Annotated in this window: 14 protein-coding genes and 1 tRNA gene; 8 read left to right on the top strand and 7 right to left on the bottom strand. The window is 63.7% G+C overall.

All coding sequences use genetic code 11. From position 1 onward, the window contains the following. The first annotated feature begins 1 nt into the window (after nucleotide 1). The 3 genes from A6035_RS10660 to A6035_RS10650 all read left to right on the top strand — a co-directional run bounded on the left by A6035_RS10660 (nucleotide 2) and on the right by A6035_RS10650 (nucleotide 1,656). Entirely contained in the window at nucleotides 2-553 is a 552-nt protein-coding gene (locus A6035_RS10660; protein WP_108847763.1) for a DUF501 domain-containing protein, read from the top strand. After that, nucleotides 550-1,530: a Ppx/GppA phosphatase family protein gene (locus tag A6035_RS10655; RefSeq protein WP_108847762.1), complete on the top strand. Its 981-nt coding sequence runs from the start codon at nucleotides 550-552 to the stop codon at nucleotides 1,528-1,530. Before A6035_RS10660 ends, A6035_RS10655 begins: the two co-directional genes overlap by 4 nt. A 52-nt stretch (nucleotides 1,531-1,582) precedes the next feature. Then, nucleotides 1,583-1,656: transfer RNA gene (locus tag A6035_RS10650), tRNA-Leu, on the top strand. On the opposite strand, the gene A6035_RS10645 is transcribed toward A6035_RS10650, so the two are convergent. Further along, nucleotides 1,657-3,372, bottom strand: a complete 1,716-nt coding sequence (locus A6035_RS10645; RefSeq protein ID WP_108847761.1) for a DUF2075 domain-containing protein — start codon at nucleotides 3,370-3,372, stop codon at nucleotides 1,657-1,659. Beyond that, on the bottom strand, nucleotides 3,359-3,685 hold the full coding sequence (locus A6035_RS10640; RefSeq protein ID WP_108847760.1) for a nucleotide pyrophosphohydrolase: 327 nt from the start codon (nucleotides 3,683-3,685) through the stop codon (nucleotides 3,359-3,361). Before A6035_RS10640 ends, A6035_RS10645 begins: the two co-directional genes overlap by 14 nt. A 371-nt stretch (nucleotides 3,686-4,056) precedes the next feature. Here A6035_RS10640 and A6035_RS18245 point away from each other — a divergent pair, with 371 nt between their 5' ends. Then, complete coding sequence (locus A6035_RS18245) at nucleotides 4,057-4,464, top strand: EVE domain-containing protein (RefSeq protein ID WP_159149510.1); 408 nt, start codon at nucleotides 4,057-4,059, stop codon at nucleotides 4,462-4,464. A 255-nt stretch (nucleotides 4,465-4,719) separates the two neighbouring features. Here A6035_RS18245 and A6035_RS10635 read toward each other — a convergent pair whose 3' ends face one another. From A6035_RS10635 to A6035_RS10620, 4 genes are all read right to left on the bottom strand, one after another. Then, on the bottom strand, nucleotides 4,720-5,292 hold the full coding sequence (locus A6035_RS10635) for an IS3 family transposase (protein ID WP_244192412.1): 573 nt from the start codon (nucleotides 5,290-5,292) through the stop codon (nucleotides 4,720-4,722). Between the two features lie 41 nt (nucleotides 5,293-5,333). Beyond that, entirely contained in the window at nucleotides 5,334-5,654 is a 321-nt protein-coding gene (locus tag A6035_RS10630) for an IS3 family transposase (protein ID WP_108847758.1), read from the bottom strand. Next, nucleotides 5,651-5,968, bottom strand: coding sequence for a transposase (locus A6035_RS10625; RefSeq protein ID WP_279629906.1), 318 nt, complete (start codon nucleotides 5,966-5,968; stop codon nucleotides 5,651-5,653). The genes A6035_RS10630 and A6035_RS10625 overlap by 4 nt, the downstream gene beginning before the upstream one ends. Nucleotides 5,969-6,921: 953 nt before the next feature. Next, nucleotides 6,922-8,943: a serine/threonine-protein kinase gene (locus A6035_RS10620; protein WP_159149627.1), complete on the bottom strand. Its 2,022-nt coding sequence runs from the start codon at nucleotides 8,941-8,943 to the stop codon at nucleotides 6,922-6,924. A 442-nt stretch (nucleotides 8,944-9,385) separates the two neighbouring features. Between A6035_RS10620 and A6035_RS10615 the strand changes: the two genes are divergently transcribed. The 4 genes from A6035_RS10615 (at nucleotide 9,386) to A6035_RS10600 (ending at nucleotide 16,453) form a co-directional block, all read left to right on the top strand. Continuing rightward, nucleotides 9,386-10,405: a hypothetical protein gene (locus tag A6035_RS10615; RefSeq protein WP_108847755.1), complete on the top strand. Its 1,020-nt coding sequence runs from the start codon at nucleotides 9,386-9,388 to the stop codon at nucleotides 10,403-10,405. A gap of 503 nt (nucleotides 10,406-10,908) precedes the next feature. Next, nucleotides 10,909-12,342, top strand: coding sequence for a DUF3375 domain-containing protein (locus tag A6035_RS10610; RefSeq protein ID WP_108847754.1), 1,434 nt, complete (start codon nucleotides 10,909-10,911; stop codon nucleotides 12,340-12,342). Next, complete coding sequence (locus tag A6035_RS10605; RefSeq protein ID WP_108847753.1) at nucleotides 12,339-13,049, top strand: DUF4194 domain-containing protein; 711 nt, start codon at nucleotides 12,339-12,341, stop codon at nucleotides 13,047-13,049. The genes A6035_RS10610 and A6035_RS10605 overlap by 4 nt, the downstream gene beginning before the upstream one ends. Beyond that, nucleotides 13,049-16,453 carry an ATP-binding protein gene (locus tag A6035_RS10600; RefSeq protein ID WP_108847752.1) on the top strand — a complete coding sequence of 1,135 codons (3,405 nt, stop codon included), beginning with the start codon at nucleotides 13,049-13,051 and terminating at the stop codon, nucleotides 16,451-16,453. The genes A6035_RS10605 and A6035_RS10600 overlap by 1 nt, the downstream gene beginning before the upstream one ends. 487 nt (nucleotides 16,454-16,940) lie before the next feature. On the opposite strand, the gene A6035_RS18240 is transcribed toward A6035_RS10600, so the two are convergent. Next, nucleotides 16,941-18,149, bottom strand: coding sequence for a hypothetical protein (locus A6035_RS18240; protein WP_159149626.1), 1,209 nt, complete (start codon nucleotides 18,147-18,149; stop codon nucleotides 16,941-16,943). Between the last annotated feature and the right edge of the window lie 76 nt (nucleotides 18,150-18,225).

Here is an 18,225-nt window from a genome sequence, read left to right as displayed (position 1 = left end):
CGTGAGCGCCGACCAGAGCGTGTCCAGCGAAGACCTCGACGCGATCGCCGCCCAGCTGGGCCGGCCGCCGCGCGGGGTGCTGGAGGTGTCCTACCGCAGCCCCGACGGGCGGCCCGGGGTGGTCAAGACCGCGCCGCGGCTCGAGGACGGCACCCCGTTCCCCACGCTGTACTACCTCACCGATCCGCGGCTCACCGCCGAGGCGAGCCGTCAGGAATCCGCGGGGATCATGAGGGGGATGACGACGAGGTTGGCCAACGAGCCCGAGCTGGCCGCCAACTATCTGCAGGCGCATGAGCGGTACCTGGAGAAGCGGAACGCGATCGAGGACCTGGGCACGGACTTCAGCGGTGGCGGCATGCCCGAGCGCGTCAAGTGCCTGCACGTACTGATGGCGTATGCGCTGGCCGAGGGGCCGGGCGTGGTGTGGCTGGGCGACGAGTCGGTGGCGCTGGCCTGCGAAGCCGGGCTACGCGGGACCGCGCTGCCTTCCGACTGGCCCACTCCCGAGGAGCTGGGCGTGCCCGACTACCTCGCCATGGACGAGCAGTGACCGCTGCTGTGCGCGTCGGGGCGATCGACTGCGGCACCAACTCCATCCGCCTGCTCGTCGCCGAGGGCGTGCCCGGTGAGCCTGGGTTGACCGACGTGGTGCGCGAGATGCGGATCATCCGCCTCGGCGAGGGCGTGGACGCGACCGGGCGGTTGTCCGAGGGCGCGATCTCGCGCTGCCGCACCGCGCTCACCGATTACGTGGCCGCGATGGCCGAGCTCGGCGTGCAGGCGGTGCGGATGGTGGCCACCTCCGCGACCCGCGATGCGGCCAACAAGGACGAGTTCTTCGGCATGACCGCCGAGGTGCTGGGCGCCCACTTCCCGGGCGCTGTCGCCGAGGTGATCTCGGGTCAGACCGAGGCCGAGCTGACCTTCGCCGGAGGCGTCTCCGACCTGTCGCCGGGCGATGGTCCGTTCGTGGTGACCGACCTCGGCGGCGGGTCCACGGAGATCGTGGTGGGCGAGCTCGTCCGCGGTGAGGTGCGCCTGCTGGGCGCCCGGAGCCTGGACATCGGCTGCGTGCGCATCACTGAGCGGGTTCTGCACTCGGACCCGCCCACCGCTGACGAGATCGCCGAGGCCCGCGGGGTGGTGTCGGCAGCGCTGGATGAGGCCGGCGACGTGCCGGTGGGCCGCGCCGCCCGCTGGGTGGGCGTGGCGGGCACCTTCACCACGCTGAGCGCGCTGGCGCAGGACCTGGGGGAGTACGAACCCGAACGGATCCACGGCAGCGTCATCTCGCTGGACCGGATGCGTGAGGTGTGCGACCGGCTCGTGGCCTCATCGGTGAGCGAACGCCGCAGCCTGGGGCCGATGCACCCGGGCCGCGCGGATGTGATCGGCGGGGGCGGTCTCGTGGTGCAGGCGCTGTGTGATGTGATGGCAGAGCGTGCGGGGTTGTCCGACCTCACGGTGAGTGAGAAGGACATCCTGGACGGCATCGCGATGTCGGTGCTGACCCGCGTGGCCACCTAGCCTGGCGCGGCGGCCCGCGCGCCACCCGGTCCCGCTTCGGCGGGACCAGAGAGCCCCTATAGCCCAATTGGCAGAGGCAGACGGCTTAAAACCGTTTCAGTGTCGGTTCGAGTCCGACTGGGGGCACTAATCCAACTCGAAGTACTGGGCGAGGTAGTTCCGAAGTTCTGAATCGCATACGTAAATGTAAGTGCCAAGCATCCCCCTAGTAAGCAACACTGCATAAATGTTCTGTATGTAACTGACGAGTTCGTCGTTCGTGAACTTGCGCTGCTTATTTCTCTGGATGCTCTTGCCGTCGAAGAACTGAGTCCGGTTGAATGTCATCTCTCCCGAATTGGGTGAGTAAGTGAGATCCGGCCCGATGATGACCCCAGCGTAATTCAGATCGTAGCCTTGGATAGTATGAATCGAACCGACCTCGTTAATCGAGTTCGGACTATTCACCCAATCGACGTCAGATTGATTCCACTGGAACTTCAGTCCACCAATTTCGATATCGTAGGCCGACTTGTCGTTCTTTGATTTCCATTTCCATGCGTAACCTGCTAGGAGCCTGGCTAGGCCGACCTCCTCTTCGCGGGTCCGAATCGCAGCAACAAGATCGCCGAAATTCTCGAAGAGTCGAACATCATAGCCGTCAAAGCGCTCAACTGCAGGTTGCTTGTTCGAAAGCACCCTCCTGACGTAACCGACATAGTCCTGATCTGACTTGACACGCATCTGGGACGACAGACGGTACGAGCGGGTCTCGACGTCGATCGATTTCACAAGGTCGTCCAATGATGCCTTGGAAACATCCATCGTTCTGACGCTCTGGGCCGAGTCAAGCAGATAAATCTGGTGGTTACTCTGGCTGTTTATCCAGTCCAATTGGGTGTACTTCGGATCATCTTCTCCGAACAACTTCTCATTGATTTTGCGGTATTCGATGTTCTTCATTGCCGACGGCATGTTTGCGCGTTGGCTGAGTCGATGGGTTTCATCAACAATCAGAAGGTCGTACTTAGTTTCATTTTGTCCGACCTGGAATGGCGTGAGTACATCGAGTGGCGATAGGCCCGGGGTTTTCTTGAAAACTCCCTGAATAGACTTTCGCAGTGATTGCTGGGGTATGACGAGGCCAATGGTGAAGTTCTCAAGGAGCTCGGGGAAGCCAGGGGCGAAGAACTCGCTGAGGAGGGAGTCGCCTTCAGGCGGCTCGGTTTCGTCGGTGCCCTGAATGTCGGCCAAGAGCTTCATGAGGTAGATAGCGACTACAGTCTTCCCAGTCCCGGGCTCGCCGTGAATGAGGATCCGACTACTCTGGCCGTTGGCGAGATCATGAAATAGTCCGCTCAATATGTCTTCAACAGTGATCGCCTGTTCTTGATTAAGCGCCTTGAAGGGGGAAAGCTTAAACAGGTCGGTATTCTCGATCTCGGGTACTGTACGGGTGAAGACGCCCTCCGAGAGGAGGGCCTCAAAAATGAGTTCAAACTTCTCCTGATATTCGGCCCGGCCGTAATAGTCGGCGTTAGTGATACCGTCGTTTCGATTTAGGATGGTGTATTTTCCGTCGCCTGCAGCAAGACGAATCAGGTAGCTTTCTAGATCTAGGCATGCGGACTTATTAAATGTGTCGTCGATGATAACGCGAGCGTGGCTCAGCTGTTGCTTTTTCCCGGAGTCAATGTGCTGGCGTAGGCGCCCGGACCCGTTGATCGACTCTCCAATGTAGATCTCGGACTGGCCGTCCAGTGTGTAGACGACGGGCCAGTTCTTATGGCGTGGATCGGTATCCGCCCAAACGCTGACCGCGTCGGCGTCGAAGGCGAGCTTATCGATTCTAAAGCTGGTCATGCTTGTCGCTACGTCCTCGGAATGTCGCCGACGGGTACTTTCGACGGGTGATGGCAAGTTTTTCAAGAATCAACTGGTCAGGAGATTCGCCGAGACGGTCTGCGAGTAGATAGGCGTATGTGAGAACGTCTGCGAGTTCGAGACGCACGTCCGTTGCATCATAGTCGTCGGACCACTGAAAACACTCTAAAAGCTCGGCCGCCTCGATCGATATCGACTTCGCGAGGTTTGCAGGAGAATGAAACTGCGCCCAGTCTCGTTCCTCCACGAACCGACGTAGTTCGTCTCGCACGTGCTGTCGAGGTAAATCCATGTCACCATCTTGACAGGGCGGCGCTGATGGCGCGCGGTGTCTTCGCGAAACCTCGTGGAACGGGGGCGGTTTCTAGGTTCGCTGGCAAAACGGAACCGGTGGCGGTCCTCATCAGGGTCGTCTGTATGGCCGTCATGCTTCTGAAAGGGCGGGGGACAGTTCGCCGCCGGTATACGCGCCACCAGGCCGCGGTCCGCCGGGCCCGCGAGTTCCTGGGTGGCGCCGGCAGGATGGGCCTCAACGACTGAACCTGCCTTCGGTATGGAACGCCCCAAATTGGGGAAGGGGTCGGTTAGGTTCATGTTGACTCATCCGACGGTGAAAGGGCCGCTTTAGTGTCGAGTAGTTTCGTTGTTTCCATTTCCCCAGGGATGGACGAGAATTGGAAAATTTGCAGGGACAATAAGCTCTGGGGCGTCCGTGGTCGGGGCAGCGCATGGAAAACGGTCGCTTTGCGTGTCGAGAAGGGAGATGAGCTCTTCGTGTGGCGAAGCGGCAGAGCCAATGGATTTATCGCTCGCGTCGTTGCCACAGGTCCAGCAATTTTTGTCGGGCAACCGGGGTTTCGTTCACCGTGGACAGTGACTAGGGACTTTGGCGCTGTTATCCCTTTCAAGCTGAAAAAGGAACTCACCGTTCCGATTAAGGAGAGCTTCGCCACGCCGGGGAGGATCGGCGTCAAGTTCGGCTTTAACAACGCTCTTCTTCAGCACGGTGTCGCTCAGCTGCCTCCTAAAAGCGCAAGCAAAATCAGGGAGGCGATATCTCTCGGCGGCTGATGTTGCTGCGGTCGCGGTATCGGCAGGTTAGTTTGCACCGATGGAAACCCAAGGGCACAGCGCGCCGATCGTGCTTTGGCTGTCCTGAGTCGCCCAAGAGTCGACGCTCGTTTCGGTCACTTCGGTGACCGACCAGGTGATTAGCCTGTGTGGTCGGACGAATTTGACGAGATGGCCTGGCTCGACCGCGGACGCGCACTGGCCGAGCTCCTGGGTGAGCAGTACGTCAGGCCCGGGTTCTGTAGAGGGTGGTTATCAGGCGTCGACGAGGTCGTCGACGGTCTCGGGTGACGGTTCGGCCGCGGCGAGTTGTGCTTCGTGTTCGGCGGGTGGGAGGTAGCCGATCTCGCCGTGGATGCGGCGGTGGTTGAACCAGTCGATGTACTCGGCAACGGCAATTTCGAGGTCGTCGATGTCCCGCCATGGTCCCTTGTGGCGGTTGCGGGTCAGCTCGGCTTTGAACAGAGAGTTGAACGCCTCCGCGAGGGCGTTGTCGTAGGAGTCGCCGCGGGAACCCACCGAGGCGACCAGGTCCTGTTCGTCGAGGCGTTCGGTGTAGCGCAGCGCCCGGTACTGCACGCCGCGGTCGCTGTGGTGGATCAGCCCGCTCAGGTCGTCGCCGGCGTGGGTGCGCTGCCAGATCGCCATGTTCAGCGCATCCAGGGCCAGGTCTGTGTACAAGTTTTTGGACAGTTGCCAGTCGACGACCATCCACGAGTAGACGTCGATGGTGAACGCCGCGTACACCCACCCGGCGTAGGTGCGGACGTAGGTGATGTCGGCGACCCACAGTTGGTTCGGACGCTCGGCGACGAACTTGCGTTCCACCAGGTCAGCCGACCGCTCGGTCTCGGCCTTCGGACGGGTTGTCAGCGGCGACTTGGCCCGTTAGACCCCTTGAGACCTTCAGCGCGCATCAGGCGTTCGACGGTGCAGCGGGCGACCTGGTGGCCTGCGCGTCCAATCTCCTTCCACATCTTCCGAGCGCCGTACACGTGGTAGCTCTCCTTGCACATCGTGGTGATCGCCGCCATGAGCTCGGCATCGCGAAGCGACCGCGCCGACGGTGGACGGGACTCGGCGGCGTAGTAGGACGAAGGCGCGATCGCGGCGCTGGTCTCGGCCAGGGCGTCGCAGATCAGCTGGACACCGTGCTCGTCCTTGTGCCGGTCGATGAAATCGACCTTCATCGCCGTGGACGGTCCAGCTCCGCTGCGAAGGAAGCCGACGCCTGCTTCAAGATCGTGTTCGCCCGCCGCAGCTTGCGGTTCTCCTTCTCCAACTGCGCCAGGCGCGCGTCGCGATCGGCCGACACCGACAAAGCGTCCTGGCCCTCAGCCTGGGATTTGCGCACCCAGGTGCGAAGTGCTTCGCGGTGCACGCCGAGCTGCTCAGCGACCCGCACGATCGCACCATGCGCGCGGTCGGGGTCGGCCAAGGCTTCCAGCGCCATCCGCGTGGCTCGTTCGCGAAGCTCATCCGGATACTTGCGAGGTGCGCCCATAGCTTTGATGACCCCTTCCCGGGTAATCGATGTCTCCATCAAACCCGGGGCGATTCAGTCAGTCATGGCTGCTTCGGCCGTGTCTCGACGCACCGTATAGGTGTGATGTGGACCCCTGCCTGGGGCATGACCATAACGTCGTGGGCCGCAACCCCCTAGAGTGCTGTGAACAGATCTAATTGGGGGTGCGAATGTCGATTGCAGTCGTTGACCCCGCCCGTACAGCGGCGGGCGTGCATTACACCGCCGAAGTTCAACTCGCAGAGCCGGTCCGAGCTTGGTTGAACGCGCAGAAAGACGTCGTCGCTCTTGGAGACGAGGTTGATGCTGGTCGCGGGGTGGCTGACCTTGTTGCGGGCTTCTCAAGCGACGCTAGGCTACCCACCCGGTCGACGTTCTCTAACCCGCTCGCCCTGAGCGTCTTAGACAAGGCGCAAGAACCGATAGCGGAATCGCAGCTTCGCGCATGGGCACCCTATGGGTGGCGTTCGTTGGAGCGGCAGATCGTTGAGCCCCTCATCGCCGGAGGCCACTTGGAAGTTGCTTACTCCCCCGTGGATTCAACGCCGTCGTACCGAGCGACGCTCAATGCCAGCGACCCGTTCAGTAGCTTGGTCGCGGTTGAGTTGAAGCTCAAGGACTGGCGCCGCGCTGTCGCGCAGGCCGGTAGGTATCGGTTGTTCGCAGAGCGCAGCTTTGTAGCGATGCCTGCGCCCGTGATGAGTGCGAAACTGGAGACCGAGGCGCGTCGCAACCGAGTTGGCTTGCTGGCGATCGACTCTGCTGGGGGTGTCGAGGTTGCGCTGGAGGCTCCCGAGAGCGGGCCTCTGCAGCCGGCGCGTCGCCGCTGGGCTGCCGAGCAACTACTGAGCACGGTTCGAGCTCCGAAAAACAGGGTCGCGGGTAGCCCGATTCTATAAAGTGGCTGTGCCCCGCGCCGAGCTCGAGGATGCTCAGCCGAGCGCCGTAGACCAGGCGGAGAGATACGCGGCGGACTCTCCTGGCCCCGCTGGCGCCGGAAGGCTACCGAATGTGCTCTGCGCCGTTAGGACCAGATCCCTCATGTGACTAATCCTCCCGGCAGTATCCTGTCCCGCTAGTTCACTAACCTGATTACGCATGGCGGTGATGTTGTGCTGCAGGAGCAGCACCCGTTGCTCGGTGCTCAGTGAGTCTAGAGTCGGGGTGGCGGAAAGTAAGGTGCGGGCCGCAGCAGTGTCCAGATCGACGAGATCAGGTTCGGCAGAAACGAACTGTACGTAGGTGGATGTGGTGACATACGTCAGAAGTTGAGGTACATAGATGCGATCTTGAGGGGGTCCTCCTCTCTGAGGGGATTCCGGGTGAGAGCTCATGTTCATCTGGACCCCCGAGACGCCCGTCGTCCAGCCGGTTGCGCCTAGCGCGAGACCAAGCAAGCCCTCGGAGGCCCGCCGCCCCAGAACCACAGGCACTTCGAACTCCCGCATCACACTCAGCACGTCAGTCAGCCCGTTGAGAACGCCGCTATCGCCCAACGGGGCGAAAGGTGGCTGGTTCGTGCGCACGAGCAGATGGAGGGTGTCGATGGGCTGGGAGGTCAACATCGTCAGTAGCTGGTCACGGGCGTCGTCTTGAGTCAGCCAGGCCTGTGCCACCGCGACTGTGGTCCACACGCGTTCTAACACGCCTTCGCGATCGGGAGCGCGCCGCTCTAGCAGGTCCACCGTCGTAGAAGCGCACAGCAGACTTTCGGTGATCCAAGAACTTTCACCATTGGCCGCAAAAAAGTAGGGTGCCAGCACAATTGATGGTGCTGCCTCGAGCTGCATGTCGAGTGCCAATGCGCAGTAGGCTTCGCGGTCGATGGGGGAGGCGAATCCGGTCAGATTCGGACCCTTGCCGTAGTCCTGCCTTTGGATGTAGGCAGGCCTGTGATTGATGGGTGAGCGCGACAAGTACGTGCACGGATCGATAATCCGCTCGGTAGCGCCAGCGTCGGTTAAAGCCATAAATTCTGAAACGCGGTCTTTGCTACGCGGTTCGATGACGATGCCGTCGGGACGGAGGGACTTCAAAAACCCCGGCGCAGAGGCGAAGCTCTTCTTATCCCCAATGGCCAGTAAGAACTGGGGAGTGGTCTGTGGGGCATGCTCGGGGATCGATAGTGCTGCTGCGATGCGCTCGATGTCGTCGATGAGCTTGGCGGCCTTGAGAAACCGGCGGTGCGGAGCCTTGGCAAGCATCTTCATGACCAGGTCGGCCAAGGCTGTTGGGATCGCGGGATTGAGGTCGCGGGGATTGCGCGGAGTCTGGCGGTCCGGAGCCATCCATGCTTCATACGGGGTGCGATATGTGAACGGTAGAGAGCCAGTGAGTAGCCAGTAAGCGTTAAGCCCCAGAACGAATTGATCGGAGCGCCAGTCCCCGTGTGTCTGGTTGGCCCCCACTTGCTCCGGCGACATCCATCCGGGCGTGCCCGGCGTGGGCAACGTCGTGATGGTTTTGTCGTCAAGAGCGCGCGCCATCCCTAGGTCGACAATGACGAGGTCACCGGCAGGAGTGATCATTAAGTTGTTGGGGGTGAGGTCGCGGTGAGAAGTCTGTGCGTGCCACAAGGCAGCTGCGCCCTCAACCGCCTGCCGCACAAGATCAACTGCCTCGATCAGGTTGAACTTTTGTCCGCCTTTGATGACGTTGCCCAGCGTGTCTCCGGCTACAAAGTCCATCTTGAGCCATCGGTAGGTCACCCCCTCGAAGACCTGTGTGCCCGTTCCTTGGTAGCCCACGACGTTGGGGTGGGCGACGCGTTCTAGAGCGCTTAACTCACGGTCGGTACGTTCCGCACCAGCCTGGGCGGCGTCCACGATCTTGAGTGCGTAGTCGTCTCCGTCGACGGTTTGAATTCGGAACGTACTGGCGAACCCACCGGTGCCAAGGTGGGTACAACTCGTCGCGGCAGGGGCGACCTCGGCGGCAACTTTCTCAAGTTTCACTCGATTAGCGGACATGTGCCTCTTCCTTGTAGCCGCCGCTACGTCGTGACCTTCTGGTCGGGCGGAATTGTGCGGTCGAGTCATTGTGTCATCGAAGGGAGTTGGAATCTCGGATTCTGATGCGCTGCCTCGAGCCTTCGACGTAGCGAGAAGGCCCTGGAAGTTGCGAGAACAGGATCCTTAGCGAGCCGCCGCCTGGGCGCTCGCTAGATCCAGACGGGCGATTCTCACATGCAGTGGTGGGCGGGCGATTGATGAGGCCAGGTGTGCCCGGTGGGGTGCACCCGTCCGGGACGATATGCCTCCGGCCATCGTTGCTGTGTCACAGGGCTGCGCGCTCAATCCCACACATTTTGCGACGAGGCTGGTGGAACACTGACAGGCGGTTCAGTGTCCCATTGGACGTATTGTGACGTCGGCAGGTTGACGATCGGACGGGGATATGGACAGCATTGAGCGACTCGTGGTGCAGGTTTCGGAATCGAATCGACTGCTGCATCAGGGGGGCGTTTCCCGCTGGCGGATTAGCCTTATGCTTCTTGACAACACGGCCGAATTACTTCTCAAGCGCGAGTGTGACAGAAGACTCTCTCTTAATCATCTAGGCGAAGGCTACTACGAGTCGGTGTGCGCCGCTTTGGAGCGCGGCGAGACCGAAGAGCAGCCGACTCCATTCGATGACGACGATGAACCGCCTCGAAAGCTCGCAGACGTCAAGGTGGAGCTTGAGCGCAAGTTGGCGTTAGACGGAGAACTGGAGAAAATCGAGAGTGAGTTCGCCCCCAAGGTTGCTTATCTTCAACGCAACAATGTGTTCAGCCCCTCTCACGCAGCTGTTCTCAGGCGGCTGCACCTTTACCGCAACGAGGTCTACCATGACGACAAGGTGAGGCCGGCTACGGTCGAGGCGGCAGCGAAGATCTACACGTATGTCGTCTGCGACTTGATGCGGCGAAGTTCGTCGTCTGGCGTGCCGATTGCGATTGACGCGCCCACTCCGGAGCTCGACGCGCTCTTTCCAGAGCATCAGCGCCACCCGCGCGAACTTGGTCGATTCGCAGAAAGGCTGCTTGCTCTCTCCCCGGTCGATACAGCGGAGAAGCTGGCTAAGACGCTCTCGGAACATCTGCTGGACCGGCTCGAAGAACTGGATCTGGACCTCAGCTACGTCCAGACGAGGGGTAGCAACTTCGGAGTAGTCATCGACGAGGAGTTGCGTGCGCATACGCTCGATGAGATTCTCTCGGGGCATTCCCTCGCGAGGAAGATCAGTTACCGCACTGTGCGGCAGTGGAAGGGATCGGCCCGCAAACTCGGCGATAGCACTGACTACGTCAAGGCTTTCGAGAAGTTTGCTACAACGGAGACCGCGCTCGAAGGCGTCGAAGCCCAGGTGCGCAATATAGTAAGCGCCCTTGATTGGCACATCAATGAATTGATTGATTCGCGCAGAGGTAAGTGAAACTGCGCCTGCTGTGTGAGCATTTGCGATCGTCCGAGACGACTAATGGCCGAGCAGATTCGCACAAAATCAGCTGAGTCGGTTTCAGCAACTTCATGACCCGACAGGGCTCCGATACGCGCAAGCGGCGTAGTCGCTCATTCCCATGCTTGGAATATGGCTTTCACCACGCTGCACCGTGTCCGTCCGAGAGGGGGTTTTAATATTTACCAGATTGATCGGGTGCAATACGCAACTCCGCACTTTCCATAACCTCGGGTTGCCGGTGGTACGACTCGGCGGGTAGGGCACTGGTGCGGACGTGAAGGTCGACAGTCGCCGTCTTCGATCGCGGCGTTTTAGGGAACGCTAACGTTGCTGGGAATGTACGGGTCGCGTTGACGGCTGACCGGGTTCACTTCGCGCTTGCCCCCGCGCGGGCTCCTCGCCCCCCACTTCTAGACTGTCCCCTCGGCGCGCGAGCCGCCGTTACCGACAGTCCACCCACCTCGAGGAGCCCCTACGTGGAGTACGCGCAGATCGAGGCGCTGCGCGAGCGGCATCCCGCCTGGCGGATGCTGCGCGCCACCCATGCGCCGCTGCTGCTCACGGTGCTGGGCCGCTTCTTTGTGGAGGAGGGCCGCGGCGCCAGCTCGGAGGGGGAGCTGGTGGCGGCGCCGGACGACCAGCTGTACGCGATCAACACCCAGGACCCGGCCAACCCGCGATTCGTGCGCACGGCCGCCGAGTACCTGGCGGACTGGGCGGGCCCCGAGGCGGGGTTCCTGCGCCGCTTCTACCCACTGGGCGCCGACGAGATCCACTACGACGCCACCCCGGCCCTGGAGAAGGCATACGCCTGGGTGCAGGGCCTGGCCGAGCAGTCGTTCGTCGGCACGGAGTCGCGCCTGCAGACCGCGGTGGACCTCCTGCGACAGATCGCCCAGGGCACCGAGTCCGACCCGGCCAAGCGTCTGGACCAGCTCGAGCGCCGCAAGCATGACATCGAGCGGGAGATCGACCAGCTCCGCCAGGACCCGCAAGCCGGTCTGCTGGACCGCACCGCGGTCCGCGAGCGCTACCAGCAGTTCGCCACCACCGCCCGCGAACTGCTGGCCGACTTCCGGCAGGTGGAGGAGAACTTCCGCGCCCTGGACCGGTCGGCCCGCGAGCGCATCGCTACCCGGCAGGGAAGCAAGGGTGAGCTGCTGGCCGAGCTCGTCCACGGCCGCAGCATGATCGACTCCTCCGACCAGGGCCGCAGCTTCCAGGCCTTCTATGACCTTCTGCTGTCCACCTCCGGCCAGGAGGAGCTGTCGATGCTGCTGGATCGGATGACCGGCATCGAGGAGGTCGGCGCCGATCGCCGCCTGCGCACGGTCCACCACAGCTGGGCCGAGGCCGCCGAGCGCACCCAGCACACGGTCCGCAGCATCTCCGAGCAGCTGCGCCGCTTCACCGACGACCAGGTGTGGCTGGAGAACCGCCGCGTGCTGGATCTGGTGCGCCAGATCGAGACCACCGCCCTGCACCTCCGTGACGGAGAGCTGCCGGATTTCGGTCTGGAGCTGGAGGAGACCAGCATCGACGTCGCCCTGCCCACGGATCGCCCGCTGTTCACCGTGCGGCCGGCCTCGGAGGTCAACAGCGATCTGGAGCCGGTGGAGGCCGAGGAGGTGGACACCTCGGTGCTGGCCAACCAGGTAGTGGTGGACCCCGCGCGCCTGGCCACCCGCATCCGTGCGCTGATCCCGGTGCACGGCACCGCGCGGCTGGAGGACATCATCTCCCTGTACCCGCTCCAGCACGGCGCGGCGGAGATCGTCGGCTACCTGGCGCTGGACGAGGACGATCTCGAGGTGACCACCCACGAGCATGAGGAGACCGTGATCGAGTACCACGAGGCGGGCAGGCACATGCGCGCGACGATGCCGCGGGTGGAGGTCACCCGCCGATGACCGCCTCCGGATCCAGCACCTCCGACCGTGCCGTCGGGGACCGTGTCACCGCCGGCCGTGTCACCCCCGAGCGCGCCGTGGCGGTCAGCGCCATCCGCCTCATGCAGGGCGTCGTGTACCAGGAGTCCGACGCCTGGGACGACCTGGTGCGTCACCAGGGCGCCGTCCGTGACCACTTCGCCGTCGTAGGACTTGAGGTTGTTGTCGACGACGACGAGGGCTACGCCTACCTGCGGACCGCTGACACCCCGGAGGGCGAGAACGCTCTTCCCCGTGTCATCCGGCGACGGACTCTCACGTACGCCGACAGTCTCCTGCTGGTCCTCCTTCGGAAGCGCCTGGCCGAGTTCGAGTCGGCCGGCGATCCGGGTCAGCTGGTGCTCACCCACGACGAGATCGTGGAGATGATCCGGCTCTTCCTGCACCGCAGCACCGACGAGGCGCGCGAGCAGCACCAGATTGACGCCTCCATCAATCGGCTGGTCGGCATGGGTTTCCTGCGCCAGCTCAAGGACCGCAAGGGGGAGTGGGAGGTGCGCCGAATCCTCAAGGCCTACGTGGACGCCGAGACGCTCTCGGATTTCTCGGCCAAGCTCGCCGAGTACGCCGACGCGGGCTCCGCTGATGAGAGCACCGCCGACGAGGGCGTCGGCCACGCGGGCGCCGCGGACGAGAGCACCGCCGACCGCCCGAGCGAGGACATCTGATGACCAGCGGCCTGTTCTCCTCGGTCGAGCTCGGCGGAGGAGAGCGACCCGGTTTCCGCCTGGCCCGCCTGGAGGTCCTCAACTGGGGCACGTTCGACTCCCGGGTGTGGACCCTCGAGCCGGCGGGGGAGACCCTGCTGCTCACCGGCGACATCGGCAGCGGCAAGTCAACCCTGGTGGACGCGGTGAGCACGCTGATGCTGCCCTCGCACCGGATCGACTACAACAAGGCCGCCGGCGCCGCCCGCAAGGAGCGCACCCTGCGGTCCTACGTCGAAGGCCACCACAAGACCGAGCGCAACGAGGCCACCGGCAGCGTCCGCTCGGTCGGGCTGCGCGACGGCCACTCCTACTCGGTGATCCTCGGCGTCTTCCGCAATGAGGGTTACGACGAGGAGGTCACCCTCGCCCAAATCTTCCAGCAGCAGGAGGCCACCGGCCAGCCGTGGCGGCGCTTCATCACCGCTGACCGGGCGCTGTCCATCGACCCCGACTTCACCGGCTTCGGCTCCGACCTCGGCGCCCTCATCACCCGCCTGCGCGACAGTGGCGCCGTGGTGGACAAGGACTTCCCGACCTACGGCCGCGCCATGCGTCGCCTGCTGGGCATCCGCTCCGAGCAGGCCATGGAGCTGTTCCACCAGACCATCTCCATGAAGTCCGTCGGCGACCTCAACGAGTTCGTCCGCACCCACATGCTCGAACCCGTGGACGCCTCCGCCCGCATCGAGGGCATCCTGCGCCACTTCGAGGACCTCACCCGCGCTCACGACGCCGTCACCCGCGCCCGCACCCAGCTCGCGGCCCTCGAGCCGCTGGTCGAGCAGATCCACACCTACGACACCGCGCTCGAGCGCCGCGAACGGCTGCGCGAGGAACGCCTGGCCCTGCGCCCGTACTTCGCCGAGCTCCGCATGGCCCTGCGCCAGGCCGAGATCGACACGCTGACCACCGAGGTTGCTTCCGCCAACACCGAGGTGGTCCGTCTTCGGGAGAAGGCCAGGGAACTGGCCACCGAGCGGGAGGCCCTGGTCACCGCGCGCGCCGAATCCGGGGGCAACCGCATAGGCGACCTCGAGCGAGATGCCGCCGCCGCCCGGGAGCAGCTGGAAGATCGTCGTCGTCGTCGGGATCGGTTCACTGACGCGGTGACCCGCGCCGGCCTGGACGCCGTCACCGACGAGGCGGCCTTCACCCGCCTGCCCGAGGCGATCGCCGCACGTGAGGCCGAGCTGGACTCCCACGGCGTCGACCTGGCCACCCGCCACAACGCGCTGGTTATGGAACACGGCGAGCGCAAACGGCAGCTGCGCGAGGTGCAGCAGGAGCTGACCGGCCTGACCGGGCGGACAAGCAACTTGCCCACCGAACAGCTCCAGGTCCGCGCGCAACTGTGCGCCGAACTCGGCCTGGACGCCGCCGAGCTGCCCTTCGCCGGCGAGCTGTTGGACATCGCCGCCGAGCACGCCCAGTGGCGCGGCGTCGCGGAACGCGTCCTGCGCGGATTCGCACTGTCCCTGCTCGTGCCGCAGGAGCACTACGCCGACGTGGCCGAGTGGGTGGATTCTCGCCGGCTCACCTCCCGCCGCGCCGACGGCCGCGAGGTGGGCGTGCGGCTGGTCTACGAGCGGGTCCCCGAGAAGCACGTGCCGCTGCAGCGGCCCCAGATCGACGGGTTGCTGCTCGCGGACACGGTGGAGATCGCCGACTCGCCCCTGCGCGGGTATCTGGCCAAGGAGCTCTACGCCCGCGCCGACCACCTGTGCGCGCAGACCATGGAGGAGTTCCGCCGCGCCGACCGCGCCGTGACCGTGCAGGGGCAGATCCGCTCCCGTAACCGGCACGTCAAGGACGACCGCAGCTCCACCACCGACGCCCGGAACTGGGTGCTGGGCTGGCGCAACGACGACAAGGTCGACGCCCTGCGGGCGCGGTGCGCCCGGCTCGAGGCCGAGGTCGCCGAGCTGGCCGCCCGCCTGGACGCCGCCACCGCTGAGCAGAACGACGCCGGTCAGGCCCGCACCGCGCTGGTGCGGCTGGCCGAGTATCCGTCCTGGCGCGACCTGGACTGGGCCGAGGCCCAGCAGCGCGCCGACTCCGCCGAGGCCGAGCGGCTGCGGCTGGTCCGCGGCAGCGACGAGCTGTCCGAGATCGATCAGCGGATCGCCGACCTCGACGCCCGCGCCGCCACCGTCGCCGACGACGAGCGGGAGCTGTCCGACCACCGCAGCCGCTGGCAGAGCAGCATCGACCACGAGCAGCGCCAGATGCTCCGGGACCAGCGGGTGATCGACGAGCTGGACGAGGCCCTACTCGAGTCGGCGCGCGAGGTGTACCCGCGGCTGCGCGAGCGGCTCGGCTACGGCGAGGACCCCGGTGCCGAGCTGGCCCAGACCGCTGACGAGGCCCACTCCGCCGAGGCGGCGCTGTCGGATGCGATCGATGCGGACGTCGAGCGCGCGCAGCGCGAACTCAACGGCCTCACCACGCGGATCCACCAGGCCATGGCTGAGATCCGTCGCACCTGGCCGGAGCAGACCAAGGAGATGGACGCGGCCGTGGCCGCCCGCGCGGAGTACGTGCGGTTCCACGCCCGGCTGGCCGACGACGACCTCCCGCGGTTCGTGGACGAGTTCGAGAGCCAGCTGCGCAAGAACACCATCCGCGAGCTCGCCGGCTTCCACAACTGGCTCCTACGCCAGGCCGACGACATCGGGCAGAAGATCGAGAAGACCAACGAGGCGCTGGGCGCGATCGACTTCAACCCCGGGCGGTACGTGCGGCTCGACCGCGAGAACACGGTCAACCAGGAGGTGCGCCAGTTCCGCGCCGACCTGCGCGGGGTCACCGACGACGCCTTCGACGGCGACGGCCAGTACTCCGAGAGCCGTTACGAGCAGGTCCGCGCGATCCTCGAACGGCTCCGCGGCCGGGAGGGCCACAGCGACTCCGACCGCGCCTGGCGCGCGCGGGTGACCGACGTGCGCAACTGGTTCACCTTCTCCGCCTCCGAACGCGACCGCGAGACCGACCGCGAGTTTGAGCACTACCGCGACTCCGACGGCAAGTCCGGCGGACAGAAAGAGAAGCTGGCGTACACGATCCTCGCCGCCTCCTTGGCGTACCAGTTCGGTCTCGAATGGGGAGCGGCCAAGGCGCGCGACTTCCGCTTCGCGGTGATCGACGAGGCCTTCGGCCGCGGCTCGGACGCCTCCACCCGATACGCGCTGGAGCTGTTCGCCAAGCTCGGCATCCAGCTGCTCATCGTCACCCCGCTGCAGAAGGTGCACGTGATCGCGCCGTATGTGCGAACGATCGGCTACGTGGACAACGTGGAGGGCCGCTACTCGCGGCTCGTGCAGATGACGACCGAGGAGTACCAGCGGCAGAACGGGAGTCATTGACGGAATGCCACGACCTCCCCGGCAGCCGGTGGCGGCCGCACGGCTGTCGGTCAGTGTTTTGCTCGCGCCTCCGTTGGGCTCAGGCCCGGTCTCCTCTCGAGGAAACCAGCCTGGCTGCATTCCGCGGGCCCATCGCCAGACGCCTAAACGAATCACCCGGCCGGTACCCGCAGGTCGGCGCAACGCTGACTTTGAACGTCGTGAGCATGGAAACACCCCAGCTAAGGGCCCGCGAGGAGAGGATCAGAGCAGTTAAGGTGACCGCCGGTCACCCGAGACGTACAGAGAGGCCGACGACCAACTTCGGCGCGTTAAGCGACGAACGGATGAGAGCCAAACGATCGCGAGGAACGCGAGCGCAAAAAAAGAGGCAACAACGCGATTGCCCAAGCGGTCGACAGCTTCACATTGCGCATGAACGCGTTCGCGCCATATGGGAACTTCTAAATCTGTTGGAACGGGATTCACCCGAAGCTGCTCGTTCAAATTAGTTGTTCTTGCGCTTGCCTTCGGCTTTGTCTGGGGTCGCGTGGTGCGACGAAAGCGAGATCAAAGGGTCGCCTCGTTCGAACGCTTCCCACACCGTCAGGGCATCGGCAACGGCTCCGCCGTCCAGGGTGACGCCTCGCTCTCCTGCGATCATTTCGACCACCTGCCACCCGAGCTGAACGCAGCGACTCAAGTGGACGTTCTGGTGGGACAGCTGCATGTCCAGGACCATCCTCGTACGTTCTTCGTCGGCGCGTAGTACAGGTTCCACCACTTGTACGCCCGCCGGGGTCGGATGCCCTCCGTGCTCCGAATGGCTCGAGTAGTCGACTCTTCTGAAGTGGTTGGATGGATCTCGATAGATCGCCCGCGCGGACCACTCTTCGTCCCGGTCCTTCCGCTCCGATTTCGCCCAGCGGTCCCAGGATCCTTGCTCCGCAGCGAACCGGTGGAGGATCATTTCCGTCTCCACAATGGACCGATCAAGCACCGAGGCGGGATATGACCAGCCAGAGTCGATGCACGCCAATGCTGCGTGCACAGTTTGGTCAAGGCTGTGTAAGAGGTGGATAGCTGATACCTCGCCGGCGGTTGGTTCCGGCTTCGTCGCCTCGATCGCTTGGGCGACAATGTGACTGATCGCTTCACGGAATCGCAGCGCGACGTCTACACGTCGTTGTCTCAGGCCCTGATCGGAAAATGCCTCTGTTGTGACCTGCTGTACCGCCTCAGGATGGGTTAGCCGCGCCCGGTCGCGATTGCTGTTTATCCACCCACGGTATTCGCCAATAACCCTTGATGCCGGCCATCGATCTGTCGATTCGTTAGCTCTTCGGGCCCGTTCGGCTGCGATCTTATTGACCAGCGCAACAGCCCCCGAGGTGGCGAGTTCCAGAACTTCAGTGTTGAGGTAACCCGTGCCGTTGTCCCGACCCCCGCCCAACGCCGAGAGCATGAAAGCGCGCCACCGGGCGGAATGGGGATCACGCCCAGTACCGATTGCTTCCTCCAGCGTGAACCCCTCAGCTTCCACAGCGTTGACTACCAAAAATTGGAATGCAAACAACACGGTCGTGGTGAGTGCTTCCAAGTCGTCATTACTCATAGCCGACTCTCGACGACTAGAGACCGTATCGCCTAGATGATGCGCTTCTCCCTGGATCAACTTGAGTCCTTCAAGGGTCATGTTGATCATCTGGTGGTTCATGTCCATAGGATAGGGCCGAATTTGTGAACGTGCCCCACATGCGTCTACTCGGGACTCTGGCGTCGGTAATGGAACG

The organism is Dietzia lutea (genome assembly GCF_003096075.1).
Classification (GTDB): Bacteria; Actinomycetota; Actinomycetes; order Mycobacteriales; family Mycobacteriaceae; genus Dietzia; species Dietzia lutea.
The sequence above is the reverse complement of the archived record's forward strand: the minus strand, read 5'-3'. Positions and strand labels throughout refer to the sequence as shown.